A 20578-nucleotide genomic window follows, 5' to 3' on the forward strand; every position below is an offset into this window, starting at 1 on the left:
CCTCGCCCCCGGCGCTCCGGCCCCCCGGCCCGTCCCGCGCCGTCCCAACGGCGGCCCGGCTTCCTCCGCCCTCGGCCCGGCTCGCCTCGCGGGGCCAGCCTCGCCCACGGCCCCGGCCCCCCACACCACCACCGCCCCCAACACCACCCCTACCCAGCAGACCCCAGATCCGCCGAGAACCACCGCTCCGGCCGCATCCTGATCACCACGTGCTCGCCCAGCCGCGTCCGTTCGTAGGCCACGAACTCCTCCACCTGGCCCGCCGGCAGGTACTGTCCCGCCATCTCCCGCGCCCGCTCCGGGGTGTCCGCCTCGATCGCCGTCACCGGGCCGGCCACCGACACGTACCGCACCGTCGGCCCGGTCCGCTGCACCATCAGGCTGAACCGGCCCGCGGCCTCGATCGCCCGCGCCTTCCGCGAACCCGGCGGCGTGCGGACCCACAGCTCACCGCCCGGCGTGTACCGGTACCAGACCGGGACCGTCAACGGCGCGCGGTCGGGCGCCTCCACGACCGACAGCGCGCCGACGTGCGGCTCGGCCAGGAACCGTTCGCGTTCTTCCACTGACAACGCCATGCGCCCGAGGCTAGGCGGGGGGTACGACAAAAACGGGGTGTCAGGGTCGTGACAGCCCGGTGTCAGCCGCGGCGGCGAAGGTGATCACACGCCCCCGAAGAAGGAGTCCCTCCGATGATCACTTTCGCCACCCCCGAGCCCATCACCGCCGGCCTGATGACCGCGGGCGCCCGGGTCCGCATCGCCGCGAGCGAGCGCCCGGACACCGTCGTGCGGGTCGAGCCCGTCGACCACGCGAACCAGTCCCACGTGAAAGTCGCCCAGCGCACCGAGGTCTCCTTCGCCGACGGCCACCTGTCGGTCAAGACCAGGAAGCCGGGCCACCGGGACGGTTCGGTCGTCGTCACCATCGAGCTGCCCGCCGGGTCGCGCCTGGTCCTGCACAGCACGTGGACCGACGTGCGCGCCGACGGCCGGTTCGGCGACTGCGAACTGAACCTGGGCTCGGGCCACGTCCAGCTCGACCACATCGCCGCGCTGCGCGGGAACCTCGCCGCCGGTTCGGTCGCCATCACCCGGATCGCAGGCCCGGCCGACGTCGACGGCGGCGCCGCCGCGCTGCGGATCGGCGAGGCCGGGGGCGCCGTCCGGTACCAGGGCTCGACCGGCACGGTCTGGATCGGCCACGCGAAGTCCGGCGTCGACCTCGGCAGCGCCAAGGGGAGCTTCCACATCGACCGGGCCGACGGCGGGGTCGTCGCCAAGGCGGGCGACTGCCCGATCCGGATCGGGCGGCTGGCCCGCGGCGTCGCGGAGCTGGTGAACGCCTCCGGGGGCATCGAGGTCGGCATCGGCGACCGCACCGCCGTCTCGGTGGACGCCCGCAGCACCAAGGGAACCGTGCGCAACTCCCTGCCCGCGCGGGAGAACTCGGCCGGCTTCGACGACCAGGTCAGCCTGCACGCCCGCACCCGGCTCGGCGACATCGTCGTCCACCGCGCGGCCGTCTGAACCTAATCCAGCTCGATGAGCCCCCGGCGCAGCGCGAGCGCCACCGCGGCGGCCCGGTCCTTCACGCCGAGCTTGGCATAGGCGTGCAGCAGGTGCGTCTTCACCGTCGCCTCGCTGATGAACAGCTTCGCGGCCGCGTCCTTGTTCGTGCCGCCGCGCGCGACGAGCGTCAGCACCTCGATCTCGCGCTGGCTCAGCTCCTCCCGGGCGGGCGCGCGCACCTGCCCCATCAGCCGGGTCGCCACGGCGGGGGAGAGCACCGCCTCACCCCGCGCCGCCGCCCGCACCGCCCGGAACAGCTCCTCCCGCGGCGCGTCCTTGAGCAGGTAGCCCGTCGCGCCGGCTTCGATCGCGGGCAGCACGTCCGAGTCGGTGTCGTAGGTGGTCAGCACGAGCACGCGGGCCGGGTTGCCGCGGCGCGCCAGCTCGCCGATCGCGTGCACCCCGTCGGTGCCCGGCATCCGCAGGTCCATCAGCACGACGTCGGGCCGCACGCGTTCGGCGAGCGTCACCGCCTCCGCGCCGTCCGCGGCCTCGCCGAGCACCTCGAACCCGTGCTCGGCCGTGAAGATCCCGCGCAGCCCGTCCCGCACCACCGGGTGGTCGTCGGCGAGCACCAGCGTGATCATGCGGCTCCGATCGCGGGCAGGCTGGCCGAGATGGCCGTGCCGGCGCCGGGTTCCGACTCCACCGCGAGCGTGCCCGCGAGCCGCTGCACCCGCTGCAGCATCCCGGGCAGCCCGAACCCGTCGCCGCGCCGCGCCGGGTCGAACCCGGACCCGTCGTCCCGCACGTCGAGCGTCACCTGATCCTCCATGTAGGACAACGTGAGGCCGACGCGCCGCGCGCCGGCGTGCTTGGCCACATTGGACAGTGCCTCCTGTGCGACGCGCAGCAGCGTGGCCTCGATCTCCGGGTGCATCGGGCGGGCGGTGCCGGTCGCGGTGAACTCGATCGCCACCTCCGACCGCTGCGCCCACCGCTCCGCCACCGCCTTCAGCGCGTCCGGCAGCCGCGCCTCGTCGAGCGGGCCGGGCCGCAGCGCGTGCACCGACCGCCGCGCTTCGGCGAGGTTCTCCCGCGCCAGCGCGGTGGCCGTGGCCACCCGCCGCCGCCACTCGCCGGGGTCCTGTTCGGCGGCCTCGAGCTGGGTGATGATCCCGGTGAAGCCCTGCGCGAGGGTGTCGTGGATCTCCAGGCTGAGCCGCTGCCGCTCCTCCATCACCCCGGCCTCGCGGGCCTGGGCGAGCAGCTGCCGGTGCAGGCCCGCGTTCTCCGCCTGCGCCGCCTCCAGTTGTTCCAGCGCCGCGCGCCGCGCCTCGTTCTGCTCGCTGACCTTGCGCGAAATGATGGTGCCGAAGCAGATCGCCCCGGTCTGCACGGTCACGATGGTCACCCACAGCACCGGCTCGGTGCTCAGCGCCTTGCCCGGCCCGCCCGCGCCGATCGTGTTGATGAGCAGGGATGTCGTGGCCAGCGCCAGCACGCCCAGCGGCGCGGGCTTGAGCCGCAGCGCGCCGAAGAAGCAGGTGAGCATGAAGACCAGGAACAGCACGTCCCGGAACATCAGCAGGGACGCCAGCGTCAGCGTCCCGGCGAACGAGACCGCCAGGGTGATCCCGTGCGACCGCCACCGCGGGGGCATCGCGGGGCCGGTCAGCAGCAACCACGCCAGCGCCGCCCCGGCCAGCGGCAGGGTGTCGGCGCGGTGGACGAGCAGGGTCGCCAGTCCCAGCAGCAGGTACGGCAGGTAGTGGTCGACCAGCCGGCTCCACGTCTCCGACAGCGGCCCGCCGGGGCCCTCGGCGAAGTCGAGGGACTGTGTCCAGGAGCGGCGGTTCACACCGGGCATTATCCGGTCCCCACACCCAGATCCCGCATCCGCGGCCACACCGCGGACCACGGTCCGGCGCGGCCGGTGGCCAGCCACAGCGCGGTGCCCTGGCCGAAGCCCGGGCCGTCGTCGATCCGCCCGGCCGGTGTGATCGCGGCGAAGTGCCCGGCCAGCACCGCCGGGTCGTCGCCGACGAACAGCACGTCTCGCGAGCCCTCCGGCGGCGTGCCCAGGTCCCAGTAGCCGCGGCTGCCGCTGTAGGGCTCGGGCAGCCCGAGCGGACGGCCGAAGCGGTCCAGCGCGGCGGCGTGCCAGTAGAAGCCGGTGACGATCGCGGTGCGGGCGGGGTCGGGCACCTGCCGGTAGGCGCGCGCCACCGACGCCGCGACGTCGGGCCAGCCGATCTCCGCGGTGGCGAACCCCGGCGCGGGCGCCCTGCCCAGCCAGGACACCGGGACCACGGGCAGCGCGAACGGCACCGCGATCAGCGCGCTGACCGCGTACACCGGCCAGGTCGCGACCCAGCGCCACCACCGCGCGGCCGCCCCGGCTTCCAGGCTCACGGCGGCGGCCGCCCAGCACACCGCGAACATCCCGGCCACGTAGTAGGACCGCCCGCCCGTCGCCAGGAACACCGCGGTGAGCCCGGCCGTGGCCGCCCCGAGGAACCGGTACGCGCGCAGCTCCGGCGACCGCAGCAGCCGCCACACCCCGTACAGCAGCAGGACCGCGCCCACCACGATCCCGGCGCCGGCCAGCATCCCGGGCAGGAACATCAGGCGCCCGCCGTAGACCTGCTCGACCTCCGCGCTGATCGCGGCGTTCATCTCCAGCTGCGGCCAGCCGTGCGCGGCCTGCCAGACCACCGTCGGCGCCGCGCCGGCCGCGGCGATCAGCGCGCCTGCCCACAGCAGCGGCCGCCGCAGCAGCCCGCGCGGCCCGAACACCAGCACGCAGATCCCGGCGACCAGCCAGAACGCCAGGACCAGGAACTTCACGTTGACCGCCACCGCGGTCACCACTCCCGCCCACACCAGCAGCCCGTCCGCGCGGGTGCGCACCCAGCGCACCAGCAGCCAGCACAGCACCGTCCACAGCAGCGGGTCGAACGTGGAGGTCGCCAGGTAGTGGCCGGTGCCGAGGAGCTGCCCGCTGATCGCGAAGGTCCCGGCGGTGAGCACCTGCGCGTGCCGCCCGCCGCCGAGCTCCCTGGCGATCAGCGCGGCGACGACCACCCCGGCGGCGGTCGCCAGCGTCGCGGGCAGCCGGAACACCACCAGCGACCCGGGCGCCAGCGCGTCCACCAGGTGCGCGAGCAGGGGGAGTGCCGGCGGCTGGTCGGCATACCCCCAAGCCAGATGCCGACCAGCCGCCAGGAAATACAGCTCGTCGCCGAAGTAGCCGTAGCGGCCGCTCGTGACGAGCAACAGCAGCCCGACGGCCCCCGCCATGGCGAGCACGGGAACGCGAGCGAGCTTCGCAACTCTGACGCCGCCCGGGGCCGTTCGGTTGCCCACGAAAGTCAACTTCTTCACTCCCACCGGAAGAAGCGGACGGCCAGACCACCGCAGACCAGGGCGAACACGATCATCGCCGCCAGCTGCAGCGGCTCCGGCGCGCCGCCGGTCCAGCACGCGCGCAGCGCGTTGAGCATCGCGCCGAGCGGCAGCACGTCGGCCAGCTCCCGCAGCACCCCCGGCAGGTTCTCCTTCGGCACCCACACCCCGCCGAGCGCGAGCATCGGGAAGAACACCGCGGTCCCGGCCCCGCCCGCGGTCCGGCCGGTCGGCGCGAGCGCGGCGACCAGCAGTCCCGCGGCGAACAGCGCCGTGGTGCCCAGGACGAGCGTGAGCAGGAAGCCGCCCGGGTTGGCGGGCAGCGCCAGGCCGAGCACGACGTGCCCGCCGACGACGATCAGCAGCACGACCACGAGCGCGGCGGCCAGGTTGACCAGCAGTTGCGCGGTGAGCAGGCGGGACGGCGGCACCGGGCTCGCCGCGAGCCGCCGCAGCACCCCGCGTTCCCGGTGGGTCGCCATCGCGCCGGGGAACAGTGTCAGCGCCAGCATCCCGATCAGGATCGCCACCGCGAGCGGCGCGATGAACCCGGACAGCGGCGGCTGGCCGCCGAACTCCTCGCTCGGCCGGTTCGCGTCCGCCAGCAGCCCGAACACCAGCAGCAGCGCGATCGGGACGCCGAGCACCGTGATCGGCGCCCCCGGGTCGCGCAGGAACAGTTTCGCCTCGACGGCGGTGAGCCTGGTGAGCATCAGCGGTCCCCCTGTCCGATCCGGCGGCCGGTGAGCGCGACGAACGCGTCGTCCAGCCCGGCCTGTGCCACCCGCAGCTCGCCGGCGACGATCCCGCGCCGCGCGAGGACGGACGTGACGGCGTGCAGCACGTTGCCGACGCCGCTGACCTCGACCTGCTCGCCGCGCCGCGTCACGGTCCGCACCTCGGGCAGGCCGGTGAACAGCTCGTCGGGCACCGGCTCCGACGGGCGGAACCGGATCACCTGCTCGTCGGCGACGCGCGCGACGAGCCCGGCCGGCGTGTCGACGGCGACCACGCGGCCGGCGTCGATCACCGCGATCCGGTCGCAGAGCCGTTCGGCTTCCGCCATGAAGTGGGTGACCAGCAGGATGGTCACCCCGCGGTCGCGGATGCCCTCGATGACCTCCCAGGTGTCCCGGCGGGCCTGCGGGTCCAGTCCGGTGGTGAGCTCGTCGAGCACCGCGACCTCCGGGTTGCCGATCAGCGCGAGCGCGATGGACACGCGCTGCTGCTGGCCGCCGGACAGCTTCCGGTAGGCCGTGCCGCGCCGCCCGGACAACCCCAGCTGTTCGAGCAGGGCGTCCGGATCGGCCGGGTTCCGGTAGAACGACGCGTACAACTCCAGCGCCTCGCCGACCCGGAGCTTGTCCGGCAGCCGGCTCTCCTGCAGCTGGACGCCCAGCCGCTGGCGCAGTTCCGCGGTGTCGCGCCACGGGTCGAGCCCGAGCACCGTCGCCCGGCCGCCGTCCGGGCGCCGAAGTCCTTCCAGGCACTCGACGGTCGTGGTCTTGCCCGCGCCGTTGGGCCCGAGAATCCCGAAGATCTCGCCCCGTTCGACCGTGAAGGACACGTCCTCCACGGCGGGCTTCCCGCCGTAGTGCTTCCTGAGGTTCCGCACCTCGATGACCGGCATCGTGCCGCCCCCTTTCCTCCGCCCGACCAGCATGCGGGGGAGGGGGCGGGCGCCGGATCGACTCCGCGGCGGGACTTCGCTCAGCCGCCCGGTGACCGGCCATCCACCGATCGGTGGATGCTCAGCGGCGGCGCCAGGTCAGCTCGATGCCGTGCGTGGCCAGCCAGCGGTCCACGCGGTAGCCGTGCGCGGCGAGGCCGTCGACGGCGTCGTAGGCGATCTCCAGCGCGCGCCGCGCCTCGCCCGCGGTGAGCAGCCCGGCGCCGGCCGCGGCGAGCAGCTCGTCGATGTCGACCACGTCGACCCGCTCGCCCTCGCGCACCACGAGGTCCAGGTACCAGTCGGTGGTGCGCCAGGTCGCGTCGTCGCGCTCGACCGAGACGACGTCGAGGTAGAAGTCCTGGTCGCGTTCGTGGCCGGGGCGGAACCAGAAGTCGGTCAGCCGCAGGCCGAGCGCGGGCAGCAACCAGGATTCGAGGTAGTGGAACTGGGCGCGGCCGGGGGTGGGCCGGGCGAGGTAGAGCCCGAACGGCTCGACCCGGTACTCCTCGACGGCGCGGGCGATGCCCTTGGGATCGGTGTTGGTCCGGTTCGCGACGTCGAAGGTCTCGATCTTCGGGGGGTGGATCGTCCCGGCGTGCGCGGTCATGCCTCCCATTCTGCTGGTTTACATAAGTTTGGGAACTGTCACGACGGTAGGGTGATCACGTGGCGGACGAGGCAGACGCGGTCGAAGGAGTGGCGCGGGTGGCCGCCGTGCTCGCGGAGCGGGCCACCGAGCTCACCGGCGATCTGGTGCAGTTGTACGCGCGCGAGCTGCCGAACCTGGTCAACGACGACGAGAGCGTCGTGAGCCTGCTGTCGGCGAGCGTCTACCAGAACGTGGACACCGCGCTGCGGATCTTCCAGCACGGCATCGACCCGCGCCGGGTGGAGGCGCCGGCCGCCGCGATGGAGTACGCGCGCCGTCTCGCCCAGCGCGGCACCCCGGTGGTCGACCTGATCCGCGCCTACTACCTCGGCCAGACCGCGCTCCTCGATTATTCCCTGCGCGAGGCGGTCAGGTTCGAGTCCGATCCGGAGCTGCTGGGCGCCATGATGGGGCACGCGCTGACCGGCGCGTTCGCCTTCATCGACCGCGTCACGCAGCAGGTGGTGTCGGCCTACCAGGAGGAACGCGACCGCTGGCTGGTCAACCGCAGCGCGGTCCGGGCCGCGAGGGTGCGCACCCTGCTTGAGGGCGGGGCCACCGACACCAGCGAGACCAGCCTCGGCTACCGGCTGCGCGGCACCCACCTGGCGATGATCGTGTGGCAGGACCCGGTCCCGGGCGCCGGGCACGTGCTCGGCGGGCTGGAGGCGGTCGCGGCCGAGCTCGCCGCGGGCCTGCCCAGCGCGGGCGCGCCGCTGTTCGTGCCGAACGACGAGGTCTGCGCGTGGGTGTGGGTCCCGCTGGAGCGGCCCGCGATGCCGGACGAGGAGCGCGTCCGGAAGGTGCTGGATAAGGCCGATCCGGGCATCCGGCTCGCGCTCGGCGACCCGGGGGAGGGGCTGGACGGGTTCCGGCGCAGCCACCGGCAGGCGCAGCGGGTGTACAACCTGGCCTTCGCCGCGGGCGAGCACTGCGACCGGGTCCTGACGTTCCGCGAGGTCGGGGCGATGGCCCTGATGGCGGGCGACATGGCGGCCGCGCGCGGCTGGGTCGCCGACACGCTGCGGGACCTCGCCACCGACGACGAGCAGCACGCCCGGCTGCGCGAGACGCTGCGGGTCTTCCTGGCCGCGGGCGGCAGCTACACCGCGGCGGCCACCCAGCTGACGATGCACAAGAACTCGGTGCAGTACCGGGTGCGCAAGGCGGAGGAGATGCTGGGCCGCCCGGTGTCGGAGAACCGCCTGGACGTCGAACTCGCGCTGCGGCTGTGCCACCGGCTCGGCGCGGCCGTGCTGGCGACGCCGTAACTGCGCTGCCTCCGCCGGCCCGCGCTTCGGAACCCGCGGCACCCGACCTCACCGGACGACACACCGGAACGGAACGCCTGGTTTGTCTCTTTCGGGTGTTTCATCGACCCCCGCGGCAGGCCGCGGTCCAGCGCTTTCGTCCTTCAGGACCAGTCCTGGCCCCCAGGATTGGGCCGACGGCACGAAGATTCCACGATTATTCCGGTTTACGCTTCGCCCATGGGGAACGTCGTCCACGCCGAGCCGACCGGAGTGATGGCCCTCGTGCGCCTGCGCCGGGGCGCCGCGGGTGAGCGCGACCGGGTCTGCCACCTCGTCCCGATCCCCGAAACCGGCCCCATCCCGGAGGTCCTGATCGCCCGCTGCGGCGCGCCGATCGCCTGCGGGAGCGCCGAGCTGCTGGAGCGGATCTGCGGCATGCCGTGCGAGTCGTGCCTGGCCCGCGCCGCCCGCGACCGCCGTCTGGCCTGCTAGAACGCCGCCTCGCTGAAAACTGTCGGTGGGTCGGCCTACCCTGGTTCCCGTGGCTTTCGCAACCGAACACCCCGTGCTCGCCCAGTCCGAGTTCCGGCCCGTCTCCGAGATCCCGCGCGCGGGCGGCCGGTTCGAGGTCGTCAGCGAGTACCAGCCCGCCGGTGACCAGCCGGCGGCCATCGACGAGCTCGCCAAGCGGCTCGAGCGGGGCGAGAAGGACGTCGTGCTGCTGGGCGCCACCGGCACCGGCAAGTCGGCGACCACGGCCTGGCTGATCGAGCGGGTGCAGCGGCCCACGCTGGTCATGGCGCCCAACAAGACCCTGGCCGCGCAGCTGGCCAACGAGCTGCGCGAACTGTTCCCGCACAACGCGGTCGAGTACTTCGTCAGCTACTACGATTATTACCAGCCGGAAGCCTACGTCCCGCAGACCGACACCTACATCGAGAAGGACTCGTCGATCAACGACGACGTCGAGCGGCTCCGCCACTCGGCGACGATGAACCTGCTCTCCCGGCGGGACGTCATCGTGGTCGCCTCGGTGTCCTGCATCTACGGCCTCGGCACGCCGCAGTCCTACCTCGACCGGTCCTCCAAGCTCGAGGTCGGCATGGAGGTCGAGCGCGACACGTTCCTGCGCGCGCTGGTCGACGTCCAGTACACCCGCAACGACCTGGCGTTCTCACGCGGCACGTTCCGGGTGCGCGGCGACACGGTGGAGATCATCCCGGCCTACGAGGAGCTGGCCGTGCGGGTCGAGTTCTTCGGCGACGAGGTCGACAAGCTGTACTACCTGCACCCGCTCACCGGCGAGATCGTGCGCGAGGTCGACGAGGTGCGGATCTTCCCGGCCACCCACTACGTGGCGGGGCCGGAGCGCATGGAGAAGGCGATCCGCGGCATCGAGGCGGAGCTGGCCGAGCAGCTGGAGCGCCTGGAGAAGCAGGGCAAGCTGCTGGAGGCGCAGCGGCTGCGCATGCGCACCAGCTACGACATCGAGATGATGCGGCAGGTCGGGTTCTGCTCGGGCATCGAGAACTACTCGCGGCACATCGACGACCGCCCTGCCGGGTCGGCGCCGGCCACCCTGATCGACTACTTCCCGGAGGACTTCCTCCTGGTCATCGACGAGTCGCACGTGACGGTGCCGCAGATCGGCGGCATGTACGAGGGTGACGCGTCGCGCAAGCGGACCCTGGTGGAGCACGGGTTCCGCCTGCCCAGCGCGCTGGACAACCGGCCGCTGACGTGGGAGGAGTTCACCGACCGGATCGGCCAGACGGTGTACCTGTCGGCGACGCCGGGGCCGTACGAGCTGGGCCAGACCGGCGGCGAGTTCGTCGAGCAGGTCATCCGCCCGACCGGCCTGATCGACCCGGAGGTCGTGGTCAAGCCCACCGAGGGCCAGATCGACGACCTGGTGCACGAGATCCGGGTGCGCGCCGAGCGGGACGAGCGGGTCCTGGTGACCACGCTGACCAAGAAGATGGCCGAGGACCTCACCGACTACCTGCTGGAGATGGGCATCCGGGTGCGGTACCTGCACTCCGAGGTGGACACGCTGCGGCGGGTGGAGCTGCTGCGGCAGCTGCGGTCGGGTGACTTCGACGTGCTGGTCGGCATCAACCTGCTGCGCGAGGGCCTCGACCTACCCGAGGTGTCGCTGGTGGCGATCCTCGACGCGGACAAGGAGGGCTTCCTGCGCAGCGGCACGTCGCTGATCCAGACGATCGGCCGCGCGGCGCGCAACGTCTCCGGTGAGGTCCACATGTACGCGGACAAGATCACCGACTCGATGCGGTACGCGATCGACGAGACGAACCGCCGCCGCGAGAAGCAGATGGCGTACAACAAGGAGCGGGGCATCGACCCGCAGCCGCTGCGCAAGAAGATCGCGGACATCCTGGACCGCGTCTACAGCGAGGCGGAGGACTCCGAGCAGGCGGTGCAGGTCGGCGGTTCCGGTCGCAACGCCTCGCGCGGCAAGAAGCCCGAGCAGGGCGGCCGCAGCTCCGGGGTGCTGGTGGACCGCGACGTGGCCGGCATGCCGCGCGCCGAGCTGGCCGACCTGATCCAGCAGATGACCGACCAGATGATGCAGGCCGCCCGCGACCTGCAGTTCGAGCTGGCGGCCCGCCTCCGCGACGAGATCGCCGAGCTGAAGAAGGAACTGCGGGGCATGGACGCCGCCGGCGTGAAGTGACCCTTCGCGGTGGTCGGCGCGGGGGTGCCGGCGACTCAGCCGGGATGGGGGCGTGAGTGGCCGGGCACCGGAGTGCCGGTGGCCGGCCTGGCCGCGGGGAGTGGCCGCGCACCGGAGTGCCGGTGGCCGGCTTGGCCGCGGGGAGTGGCTGAGCGCCGGGATGCCGGTGCCCAGCCACCCGGATGGAAGGAGCGGCCGTTGACCCGCGACGAGGTGATCGCGTGGTGCCTGGGTCAGCCGGGCGCCGTGGAGACCTATCCGTTCGGTGAGCACGTGCTCGTCGTGAAGGTCACGGGCAAGGCGTTCGCCTACATCGGCTTCGAGGAGAACTCGATCGCCCTCCGGTGCGGCGCCAACGCCGAGGAGGCCGCCACCGTGCGGGAACGCCACCCGGACGCCATGCGCCCCATGGGCTACCAGTCCCGCCACGGCTGGAACACGATCACCCTGGACAACCCCATCCCGGACGCCGAACTCCACGAACTGCTGTCCGCCTCCTACGACTACGCCCGCTCCTGAACCAGCCGCACGCACGTCACTGCTCGCCTCGGCTCGCGCGGGAACTCGCCATCCGCGCCCGACCGCCGCCGCTCGCTCTCGTGCTGCCGCAGCCGCTCGCGCCTGACCGCTGCTGCTCGCTCTCGTGCTGCCGCAGCCGCTCGCGCCTGACCGCTGCTGCTCGCTCTCGTGCTGCGGCAGCCGTTTGCGCCGGACCGCTGCTGCTTGCTCTCGTGCTGCGGCAGCCGTTTGCGCCGGACCGCTGCTGCTTGCTCTCGTGCTGCGGCAGCCGTTTGCGCCGGACCGCTGCTGCTTGCTCTCGTGCTGCGGCAGCCGTTTGCGCCGGACCGCTGCTGCTTGCTCTCGTGCTGGCGCAGCCGCTTGCGCCGGACCGCTGCTGCTTGCTCTCGTGCTGGCGCAGCCGCTTGCGCCTGACCGCCGCTGCTCGCTGCTCGTGCCGCTGCTCGTGCCGCTGCTTGCGGCTCGTGCTGCCGCTCGCCACTCCGCCGCCGCTCGTCATCCGCGCTGGGGCGCCGCTCGTCGCCGGCGCGGGCGCCGGCCGCTCGCGCGGCCGTCGGCGGAGAGTGCGGCCACCGTCCGCGCCCACCGCACCGCGCGCCGAACGCCACGGCATCAAACACCCACCACCAAGCGCCCCACGATCACTCGGCTTCCGGGGCCGGCTCCAGGATCCCGAAGATGTTCCCCTCGGTGTCCACGCAGTACGCGAGCCACCCGATCCCCGGGATCGGGCTGCGCGGCACCGCCACCTGGCCGCCCGCCTGCTCGACCCGCCGCACGGCCGCGTCGAGGTCGTCCACCTCGACGGTCAGCGGGAAGGCGTTCACCGGCGCGTCCTCGGCGGGCGCGGGGCCCTGCCGCGGCACCAGCCCGCCGTCGATGCCCGGTCCGTCGCCGGTGCTGATCAGCCAGTACGGGTTGCTGCCCCACCGCTCGAACGTCCACCCGAAGACCGTCGCGTAGAAGGTGACGGCTCGTTCCGGGTCGCTCGCGTGGATCTCGAAGTGCACCGGACGCGGCATGGCGGCCTCCGAGAGGCGGTGGGCGGGGAACCGAGAATGCTACCCGCCGAGCGTGGTCCGCACGTACTCCTCGATCGCCGCCAGCGAGGACGGGGCCGACCACACCCGCTCGACGAGCGCGTCGTCCCCGGCGCGCTGCTCGCCGATCCGCTCGTCGAACGGCCGGTGGATCTGCGCCTTCGTGTGCCGGAACGCGTCCGACGGCACCGCGGCCAGCCGCCTCGCCGTCTCGATCGCCCTCGGCAGCACCTCGTCCGGCGCGGCCAGCTCGTCCACCAGCCCGCGGGAAAGCGCTTCGCCGCCCGCGTAGGTCTCGCCGAGGAACGTCAGCCCGGGCAGCCGCTCCGTCCCGTACGCGCAGCGCAGGATCTCCAGGGCCACCAACGGGAACGGCACCCCGACGAGCAGTTCGGTGACGCCGATCCGGCCCTGCCGCTCGTTCAGGATCCGCCGGTCGCACGCCGCCGCCAGCACCGCCCCGCCGGCGATCGCGTGCCCCGTCACCGCCGCGACGACCGGTCCGGGGAACCCGAACACGGCCAGGAACGCGTCCGACAGCGCGGGCAGGAACTCCCGGAGGTAGGCCGGCCCGCCCGCGGCGACCCGCTTGAGGTCCACCCCGGCGGAGAACATCCCGTCGCGCCCGGTCAGCACCACGCCCTTCGCGCCGCCGAGCTCGGCCTCCTCCAGCCGCGCCACCAGCTCCCGGCACAGCTCGGTGTCCATCGCGTTCGCCTTGCCGTGGGCCAGTTTCAGCACGGCCACGTCGCCGGCCTTGTCCACCTCGATCGTCGTCATCGCCCCACCGTAGTGGGAAATCAGCTGGTGATGTCCTTCGTCGCGAAGCGCCGCGCGGCCAGCAGCGTGAACACGGTCGCGTAGATCACCGCGGACAGCGTCCCGGCGGCCATGTTCGTCCAGTCGATGTCGGTCGCGATCAGGTCCATCCAGCCGTACGAGTAGTGCGTCGGCAGGTAGTTGCGCAGCGTGCCCAGCGCGGTGATCTGGTCGAGGATCTGCGACAGGATCGCCGCCAGCACCGCCCCGCCGACCGCGCCCAGCGGCGCGTCGGTGAGCACCGACAACAACAGCGCCAGCCCCGCCACCCACGCCAGCTGGATCACCACGTACACGGTGGACAGCCCGATCGCGATCAGGCTCTGCCCGAACGGGATCGCGTCCCCGGTGGGGCTGACCGCGTCACCGGCGCCGTAGAAGATCAGACCCGCCACCAGGGCCACCAGCGGCAGCAGCACCAGCGCCACCACCGACAGCAACCCGGACGCGATCGCCTTCTGCCGCAGCAGCCGGTGCCGCGGCACCGGCATGGCCAGCAGGTACTTCAGGCTCGACCAGGACGCCTCGCTCGCGATCGTGTCCCCGAAGAACAACGCGACGATCGTGGGCAGCAGGAACGTCCCGGACACGAACAGCGCCAGCACGACGAAGTTCGGCGCGCTCGCCGTCGCCAGGTCGACGAACCCGCCGGAGCGCCGGTTCGGGCTGGACTCGCCGATCTCGAACGCCACCACCAGGATGAACGGCAGCAGCACGACGAACCCGAGCACCAGCTGGGTGCGCCGCCGCCGCAGCTGGCGCCGCAGCTCGACGCCCAGCCGCAACGTCCGCCGCGCCCGGTAGCCCTCGACCGCGCCGTCCGCGCCCACCCCGGAGTGGGTGTGCGCTGCGGCGTCGGTCAGCTCGTCCAGTGCCGCGGGATCGGTGTGGACCCCGTTCTCGCTCATGACGTTTCCTCTCCCACGAGCTGGAGGAACGCGTCCTCCAGCCGTCGCCGCGGCCCGGCCTGCTCGACCGCGACCCCGGCCCGGACCAGCGCCGCGACCGCCTCGGCGCGCGGCATCCCGTCCAGGTCGGCGTGCACGAGGGTCCCTTCGACGTCCACACCGGACACGCCGGGCACCCCGCGCAGGGCGTCGGCCGCCGCCTCCGGCCGGTCGACCCGGAAGGTGGCCTCGCCGCCGGCGGCCACGATGTCGCCGACCTCGCCCGCGGCCACCAGCCGGCCGCGGTGCATCACCACGACGTGCGTGCAGGTCTGCTCGACCTCGGCCAGCAGGTGGCTGGAGACCACCACGGTCCGGCCGGTCGCGGCGTACCGCTGCAGCACCTCGCGCATCTGGTGGATCTGCGGCGGGTCGAGCCCGTTGGTCGGTTCGTCGAGCACCAGCAGCTCCGGCAGCCCGAGCATGGCCTGCGCGATCGCGAGCCGCTGCCGCATGCCTTGGCTGTACGTGCGGACCTTGCGGTGCACGGCGTTGCCCAGCCCGGCGATCTCCAGCGCCTGCTCCAGGTGCGCCTGCTCGATCGGGCGGCCGGTCGCGTCCCAGTAGAGGCGCAGGTTCGCGGTGCCGGACAGGTGCGGCAGGAACCCGGAGCCCTCGACGAACGAGCCGATCCGCGACAGCACCGGCGCGCCGGGTGTGATCCGGTGGCCGAACACCCTGATCTCGCCGGCGGTGGGGGTGATCAGGCCCATCAGCATGCGCAGCGTCGTCGTCTTGCCGGCGCCGTTCGGCCCGAGCAGGCCGAGCACCTGGCCCGGTTCGACGCGGAAGGACAGGTCCTTCACGGCGGTGAGCCCGCCCGGGTAGGCCTTGGTCAGCCCGTCGATCACCAGCGGCACCCCGGCCAGGTCCGGGTCGGCCTGGTGCGACCGCCGCCTGCGCACCGCGGCCAGCGCGGCGACCGCCGCGGCGAGCGCGAGCGTGACGCCGATGCCCACGAGCGTGCCGACCGGCCACCCGCCGCCGACGGCGTTGCCCGGCACCACCGGCACCGCGATGGCCGGGTCGGCGAGCGAGACCCGGTACGCGGCCGGGGTCACCGGGGTCGCGTACGCCTGGTCGGTCGTCGTGACCACGAGCTGCAGGGCGTGCCCGGCCTCGACCGGCCGCACCACCCCGGGCAGCGTCACGGTCACCTCGGCGGTGCCGGACGACGGGATCGCCACCCGGACCGGGGCGATCTGGTTCGCCGGCAGCGTGCGGCTGCCGTCCGGGTTGAGGTCGTAGAGCTTGACGAACAGCACCGCCTCGCCGGTGCCGGACACCCGCAGCCGGACGGTCGACGAGCCGGTGATCAGCAGCTGCGAGTCGACGGGCGCGGTGGTGAACCGCGCGGACTGGCCGGGCGGGTCGAGGCTGAACAGTCCCGACAGCCGCGACGATCCGCTGACCAGCGCGTTCAGGCCGGGGATCCCGCTGACCGCGGCGGGCGTGCCGCCGGGCGGGTTGACGATCGTCTGCTCGTCGCCGTCGAGCTGCAGCGTCCGCCGCTGGGTCTGCGCGGGGTACTCGCCGGCGTCGACGGTGCGCACCGACGGCGAGCCCGACGCGCGCAGCGAGCCCTGCACGTCGTAGGAGAACCCGCTGAACGGGTTGCCGCCCTCGCCGGTGAGCTGGAACCACAGCCAGTCGCCGAGCTTCGCGCGCAGCTGCGGGCCCGGGCGGCCGCCGTCGTGCCCGCCGGTGTACCAGACCTGCTGCACCGTCCCGCCCGCCGCGGTGATCTGCCGCGCGGTGGCGTCGGACTGGTCGAGCCCGAACAGCGTGTCGGCCTCGCCCTGCACCAGCAGGGTCGGCGCGGTGATGTTCCCGGTGACCGCGGCGGGGGACAGGCGCTGCAGCAGGGCCGCGACCTGCGGGCTCACCTTGCCGGTCGTGGCCAGGTCGGCGTAGGCCCGGCAGATCTCGGCGGTGAACCGGCCGCACGTCGCCCCGCCGAGCTGCTGCGGCGCCTGCTGGGGGAGCGGCGCGGCGGCGGCCGAGCCGCCCCCGCCCGTGGTCCCGGCGGTCTGGGTGTCGTCGTCGGTCTCCTGGCCCGGCTCGGGCGCCTCCGCGCCCAGCCCGCCCGCGCCCGAGGGCGAGGTCCCGGCGGAGAAGAGCAGCCCGGCCCACGACTTCTTGAACACCCCGTCCGGGGAGAACGCGCCCGCCGCCGGGGTGCCCGCCGCGGGCGCCGCCGCCGCGGCCGCGTTCGGCGTGAGGCCCTGGGCCAGGTCGTTGTAGGTGATCACCGGCGTGATCGCGTCGACCCGCTTGTCCCGTCCGGCCAGCTGCAGCGCCAGCGCGCCGCCGTAGGAGGCGCCCAGCACGCCGACCCGCGGGTCGCCGGGGCCGTCCAGGCGGACCTCCGGGCGGGTGGCGAGCCAGTCGACCAGGCGGGCGGCGTCCGCGACCTCGAAGTCCGGGTCGTTGAGCCCGATCTCGCCGGTGCTGCGGCCGAAGCCGCGCGCCGAGTAGGTGAGCACCACGAACCCGCGCCGGGCCAGCTCCTGCGCGTCGCCGGCGACGCTGTTCTTGTCCCCGCCGAACCCGTGCGGCAGCAGCACCGCCGGGGCGGGCGTGCGCTCCGGCAGGTAGAGCGTGGTGTCCAGGCTGACCTTCGCGGCCGAGCCGGGCGCCGCGGGCACGTCGAGGATGGCGTCCTGCGTCGGTACCGCGGCGGGCTCGCTCGACGAGCGGGTCCAGACGAGCACGACGGCCGCCACCAGCAGGACGACGACCGCGAGGATCACCATCCGGGAACGGCGTGTGTGCGGGAGCGCGATTCGGGGCACACCGAAACCGTATGGGAGCTTTCCTGAGAACGCGTCAGCGCGGGTCCTGATCTTGGAATCCGGGTGATGAGGGTTACCTAAGGTGGTGTTCGTCCGGTTGATCAGGAAAGATGGATACGACGTGGAGGGGAGTATTCCTTCGCGGCGGTGTCGTCAGCACGGCGGTCCTTCGGGGCACCCGGCACCGTCGGCCGGATCCACCGGCGGAAGAGACCTCCGGCTAGCTGCTGCTGCGCGCTAACCGGAGGTATTGCGTAGATGAATGTCCCCGTGTGGCTGTGGGCTGCCACGGTTGCAGGCCTGCTCGTGCTGATCGCGATCGACCTCGTGATCGTCGACCGGAAGCCACATGAAGTCACCACCAAGGAAGCGGCCAAGTGGGTCGTCTTCTACATCACCTGCGCCGTGTTGTTCGGCATCGGCGTCTGGGTCCTCGCCGGGCACGACTACGGCGTCCAGTTCTTCACCGGGTACATCACCGAGTACTCGCTGTCGGTGGACAACCTGTTCATCTTCATGATCATCATGGCCTCGTTCCGGGTGCCCGCGATCCACCAGCACCGCGTGCTGCTGATCGGCATCCTGCTCGCGCTGGCCATGCGCAGCGTGTTCATCGCGGTCGGTGCGGCCCTGATCGCCCAGTTCGTGTGGGTGTTCTTCCTGTTCGGCGCGGTCCTGGTGTGGACGGCCATCAGCATGCTGCGCGGCAACGACCACGACGAGGAGTACCACGAGAACGCGGTCGTGCGGTGGATCCGCAAGGTCTACCCGGTCACCGACGACTTCCACGGCCACAAGATGACCATCAAGCGGGACGGCAAGCGCTGGCTGACCCCGATGTTCGTGGTGATCGTGGCCATCGGCAGCGCCGACCTGCTCTTCGCGGTCGACTCGATCCCGGCGATCTTCGGCATCACCCAGGAAGCCTTCCTGGTGTTCACCGCCAACGCGTTCGCGCTGATGGGGCTGCGGCAGCTGTACTTCCTGCTCGGCGGCTTGGTGAACAAGCTGGTCTACCTGTCCTACGGCCTGGCGGTCATCCTCGCCTTCATCGGCGCGAAGCTGATCCTGCACGCGCTGCACGAGTACCACGCGGTGCCGGACTGGCTGGACATCAACAACTGGGTCTCGCTGGGCGTGATCGTGGTCGTCCTGACCGCCACCACCGTCCTCAGCCTGGCCAAGGCCAAGCGGGACGAGAAGAAGAAGTCGGAGTCCCAGGCTCTTAGCGAGGCTAACGAAATCCGGTAGGTTCGGGGGCATGCGTCCCTCGGATCTCGAACTCCTCGCAGTGCCCGGCACTCCCGCGCTGCACGGCACCCTGCTGCTGACCGCGGTCACCACCCCCGACCTCGGCGGCAACACCTATCGCAGTTCGCTGTGGCGGGCCGCCCCCGACGGCGGGGCGGCCCGGCAGTGGACCCACGGCGAGCGGGACACCGATCCCGCGATCTCCCCGGACGGCCGCTGGGTGGCCTTCCTCCGCGCGGACGGCGACAAGCCGCAGCTGCACGTGATGCCCGCCGACGGCGGCGACGCCCGGCGCCTCACCGAACTGCCGCTCGGCGCCGGTGCCCCGGTGTGGGCGCCGGACTCGCGCCGCGTCGCCTTCACCGCGCGGGTGCCCGAAGCCGGCCGCTACGGTGCGCCGGACTCCGACGGCGAAGTCCTCGAACCGGCTGCGGAGGCGCCCCGCCGGATCACCCGCTACGACTACCGGCTGGACAACGTCGGCTTCCTGCGGGACCGCCCGCGGCGGCTGTTCGTCCTCGACGTCACCGACCCGGGTGAACCGGAGCCGCTGACCGACGACCAGGCCGACGTCTCCGACCCGGCGTGGCTGCCGGACGGTTCGGCCGTGCTGGTCGTCGCGCCCCGCGAGTGGGGCGCCACCGACACCGAGGAGAGCGACCTCTACCTGGTGCCTGCCGAGGGCGGCGAGCCGGTGCTCGCGGTGCGCAGTGCGGGCAGCGCCGCCAAGCCGTCGGTGACGGTCGACGGCACGATCCTCTTCTACGGCCAGGAGTACACGTGGCCGCACGTCGTGGCCCGCAACCCGGGTCTGTGGGCGGCCGAGCTGCCCGCCGACGGCGAGCCGGCGAAGCCGCGCCGCCTGACCGACGCGGAGTCCGTGTACTGCATGGCCGACGTGCCGCCCGCGCAGTTCCGCGACGAGGTCCTGGTGACCGTGCTCAACCGCGGCGCGATCGAGCTGCGGGCCGTGCCGCGCGACGCCGACCGGGCGCCGCTGGACGGCCTGAGCAGGCTGCTCGGTGACCGCGGCGCGGTGCGGTCGTTCGCGGTGGACGGGGAGCGGATCGCCGCGGTCGTGGCGCGGCCGGACAGTTCGGGTGACGTGGTGCTGCTCGACGGCCCGGACCAGTTCGTGCTCACCGACTTCTCGAAGCCGGTGCGGGAGAAGGGGATCCGCCCGGTCGAGGAGCTGACCGCCACGGCGCCGGACGGCTACCCGGTGCACGGCTGGCTGGTGCTGCCCGAGGGCGAGGGGCCGCACCCGGTGCTGCTCGTGGTGCACGGCGGCCCGTTCGCGGCCTACGACTGGGGCCTGTTCGACGAGGCGCAGGTGTACGCCGCGGCCGGGTACGCCGTGGTGATGGGCAACCCGCGCGGTTCGGCGGGCTACGGCGAGAGCCACGGGCAGGCGATCGTGCACGGACTGGGCACGGTCGACGTCGACGACGTGCTGGCGCTGCTGGACGCGGCGCTGGAGCGCGACGATCTGGACTCCTCGCGGGTCGGCGTGATGGGCGGTTCGTACGGCGGTTTCATGACGACGTGGCTGGCCGCCCACCACGGTTCGCGGTTCCGCGCCGCGTGGAGCGAGCGGGCCGTCAACGCGTGGGACTCGTTCACCGGCAGCTCGGACATCGGCTGGTTCTTCACCGAGGCCTACGTCGGCGCGGACCCGGTGGTGCAGCGCGAGCGCAGCCCGCTGACCTACGCCGCGCAGATCCGCATCCCGTTCGCGGTGGTCCACTCCGAGCACGACTGGCGGTGCCCGGTCGAGCAGGCCCAGCGGCTGTTCGTGGAGCTCAAGCGCAACGGCACGGAGGTCGAGATGCTCCTCTTCCCCGGCGAGGGCCACGAACTGAGCCGGTCCGGCAAGCCGCGCCACCGGGTGCAACGCTTCGACGCGATCCTGGACTGGTGGTCGCGCCACCTGGCGTGACTCGCCAGTGGTCGAGGCGGAGACGCCGGCCCGGATCAACGTCGAGGGCTGGCGCTCCGCCCGCGCACCTGGGACAGCTT

Annotated in this window: 18 protein-coding genes; 7 read left to right on the forward strand and 11 right to left on the reverse strand. The window is 72.9% G+C overall.

Features of this window, described 5'->3' with window-relative positions; genetic code table 11:
- Window positions 1–149: 149 nt before the first annotated feature.
- The gene (locus tag AMY39116_RS0324975; protein ID WP_027936209.1) at window positions 150–578 is read right to left on the reverse strand and encodes a pyridoxamine 5'-phosphate oxidase family protein; all 429 of its coding nucleotides are present in this window, start codon (window positions 576–578) and stop codon (window positions 150–152) included.
- A gap of 114 nt (window positions 579–692) precedes the next feature.
- On the opposite strand from AMY39116_RS0324975, the gene AMY39116_RS0324980 reads away from it, so the two are divergent.
- Entirely contained in the window at window positions 693–1529 is an 837-nt protein-coding gene (locus AMY39116_RS0324980; RefSeq protein ID WP_020420352.1) for a hypothetical protein, read from the forward strand.
- A 2-nt stretch (window positions 1530–1531) separates the two neighbouring features.
- Here the strand turns inward: AMY39116_RS0324980 and AMY39116_RS0324985 are convergent, their stop codons facing one another.
- From AMY39116_RS0324985 to AMY39116_RS0325010, 6 genes are all read right to left on the reverse strand, one after another.
- Window positions 1532–2158, reverse strand: coding sequence for a response regulator transcription factor (locus AMY39116_RS0324985; RefSeq protein ID WP_020420353.1), 627 nt, complete (start codon window positions 2156–2158; stop codon window positions 1532–1534).
- Window positions 2155–3381, reverse strand: a complete 1227-nt coding sequence (locus tag AMY39116_RS0324990) for a histidine kinase (protein WP_020420354.1) — start codon at window positions 3379–3381, stop codon at window positions 2155–2157. The genes AMY39116_RS0324985 and AMY39116_RS0324990 overlap by 4 nt, the downstream gene beginning before the upstream one ends.
- Window positions 3381–4814, reverse strand: coding sequence for a glycosyltransferase family 39 protein (locus AMY39116_RS0324995; protein ID WP_020420355.1), 1434 nt, complete (start codon window positions 4812–4814; stop codon window positions 3381–3383). Before AMY39116_RS0324995 ends, AMY39116_RS0324990 begins: the two co-directional genes overlap by 1 nt.
- A gap of 80 nt (window positions 4815–4894) precedes the next feature.
- On the reverse strand, window positions 4895–5632 hold the full coding sequence (locus AMY39116_RS0325000) for an ABC transporter permease (protein ID WP_020420356.1): 738 nt from the start codon (window positions 5630–5632) through the stop codon (window positions 4895–4897).
- Entirely contained in the window at window positions 5632–6549 is a 918-nt protein-coding gene (locus tag AMY39116_RS0325005; RefSeq protein ID WP_020420357.1) for an ABC transporter ATP-binding protein, read from the reverse strand. Before AMY39116_RS0325005 ends, AMY39116_RS0325000 begins: the two co-directional genes overlap by 1 nt.
- A gap of 121 nt (window positions 6550–6670) precedes the next feature.
- Window positions 6671–7198 (reverse strand): DUF402 domain-containing protein, encoded by a 528-nt coding sequence (locus AMY39116_RS0325010; protein WP_020420358.1) that lies wholly within the window; start codon window positions 7196–7198, stop codon window positions 6671–6673.
- 59 nt (window positions 7199–7257) lie between these two features.
- Between AMY39116_RS0325010 and AMY39116_RS0325015 the strand changes: the two genes are divergently transcribed.
- The 4 genes from AMY39116_RS0325015 to AMY39116_RS0325030 all read left to right on the forward strand — a co-directional run bounded on the left by AMY39116_RS0325015 (window position 7258) and on the right by AMY39116_RS0325030 (window position 11707).
- Window positions 7258–8511, forward strand: coding sequence for a CdaR family transcriptional regulator (locus AMY39116_RS0325015; protein WP_020420359.1), 1254 nt, complete (start codon window positions 7258–7260; stop codon window positions 8509–8511).
- 219 nt (window positions 8512–8730) lie between these two features.
- Window positions 8731–8985, forward strand: coding sequence for a hypothetical protein (locus AMY39116_RS0325020; RefSeq protein WP_020420360.1), 255 nt, complete (start codon window positions 8731–8733; stop codon window positions 8983–8985).
- Window positions 8986–9034: 49 nt separating this feature from the next.
- The gene (uvrB, locus tag AMY39116_RS0325025) at window positions 9035–11188 is read left to right on the forward strand and encodes an excinuclease ABC subunit UvrB (RefSeq protein ID WP_027936210.1); all 2154 of its coding nucleotides are present in this window, start codon (window positions 9035–9037) and stop codon (window positions 11186–11188) included.
- Window positions 11189–11386: 198 nt separating this feature from the next.
- Window positions 11387–11707, forward strand: coding sequence for an MmcQ/YjbR family DNA-binding protein (locus AMY39116_RS0325030; RefSeq protein WP_020420362.1), 321 nt, complete (start codon window positions 11387–11389; stop codon window positions 11705–11707).
- A 641-nt stretch (window positions 11708–12348) separates the two neighbouring features.
- Here AMY39116_RS0325030 and AMY39116_RS0325035 read toward each other — a convergent pair.
- From AMY39116_RS0325035 to AMY39116_RS0325050, 4 genes are read right to left on the reverse strand one after another with little or no spacing between them, the layout of a single operon-like run.
- Window positions 12349–12729: a VOC family protein gene (locus tag AMY39116_RS0325035; RefSeq protein ID WP_020420363.1), complete on the reverse strand. Its 381-nt coding sequence runs from the start codon at window positions 12727–12729 to the stop codon at window positions 12349–12351.
- Window positions 12730–12768: 39 nt separating this feature from the next.
- Window positions 12769–13527 carry an enoyl-CoA hydratase/isomerase family protein gene (locus tag AMY39116_RS0325040; RefSeq protein WP_020420364.1) on the reverse strand — a complete coding sequence of 253 codons (759 nt, stop codon included), beginning with the start codon at window positions 13525–13527 and terminating at the stop codon, window positions 12769–12771.
- A 20-nt stretch (window positions 13528–13547) separates the two neighbouring features.
- Window positions 13548–14474 carry an ABC transporter permease gene (locus AMY39116_RS0325045; RefSeq protein WP_020420365.1) on the reverse strand — a complete coding sequence of 309 codons (927 nt, stop codon included), beginning with the start codon at window positions 14472–14474 and terminating at the stop codon, window positions 13548–13550.
- Window positions 14471–17269, reverse strand: coding sequence for an alpha/beta fold hydrolase (locus AMY39116_RS0325050; protein ID WP_020420366.1), 2799 nt, complete (start codon window positions 17267–17269; stop codon window positions 14471–14473). The genes AMY39116_RS0325045 and AMY39116_RS0325050 overlap by 4 nt, the downstream gene beginning before the upstream one ends.
- Window positions 17270–17566: 297 nt before the next feature.
- On the opposite strand from AMY39116_RS0325050, the gene AMY39116_RS0325055 reads away from it, so the two are divergent.
- Window positions 17567–18559, forward strand: coding sequence for a TerC family protein (locus tag AMY39116_RS0325055; protein ID WP_027936212.1), 993 nt, complete (start codon window positions 17567–17569; stop codon window positions 18557–18559).
- A 10-nt stretch (window positions 18560–18569) separates the two neighbouring features.
- Entirely contained in the window at window positions 18570–20498 is a 1929-nt protein-coding gene (locus AMY39116_RS0325060) for a S9 family peptidase (RefSeq protein WP_020420368.1), read from the forward strand.
- Window positions 20499–20578: the final 80 nt, after the last annotated feature.

Source organism: Amycolatopsis sp. ATCC 39116 (assembly GCF_000231075.2).
GTDB classification, from domain to species: domain Bacteria; phylum Actinomycetota; class Actinomycetes; order Mycobacteriales; family Pseudonocardiaceae; genus Amycolatopsis_E; species Amycolatopsis_E tucumanensis.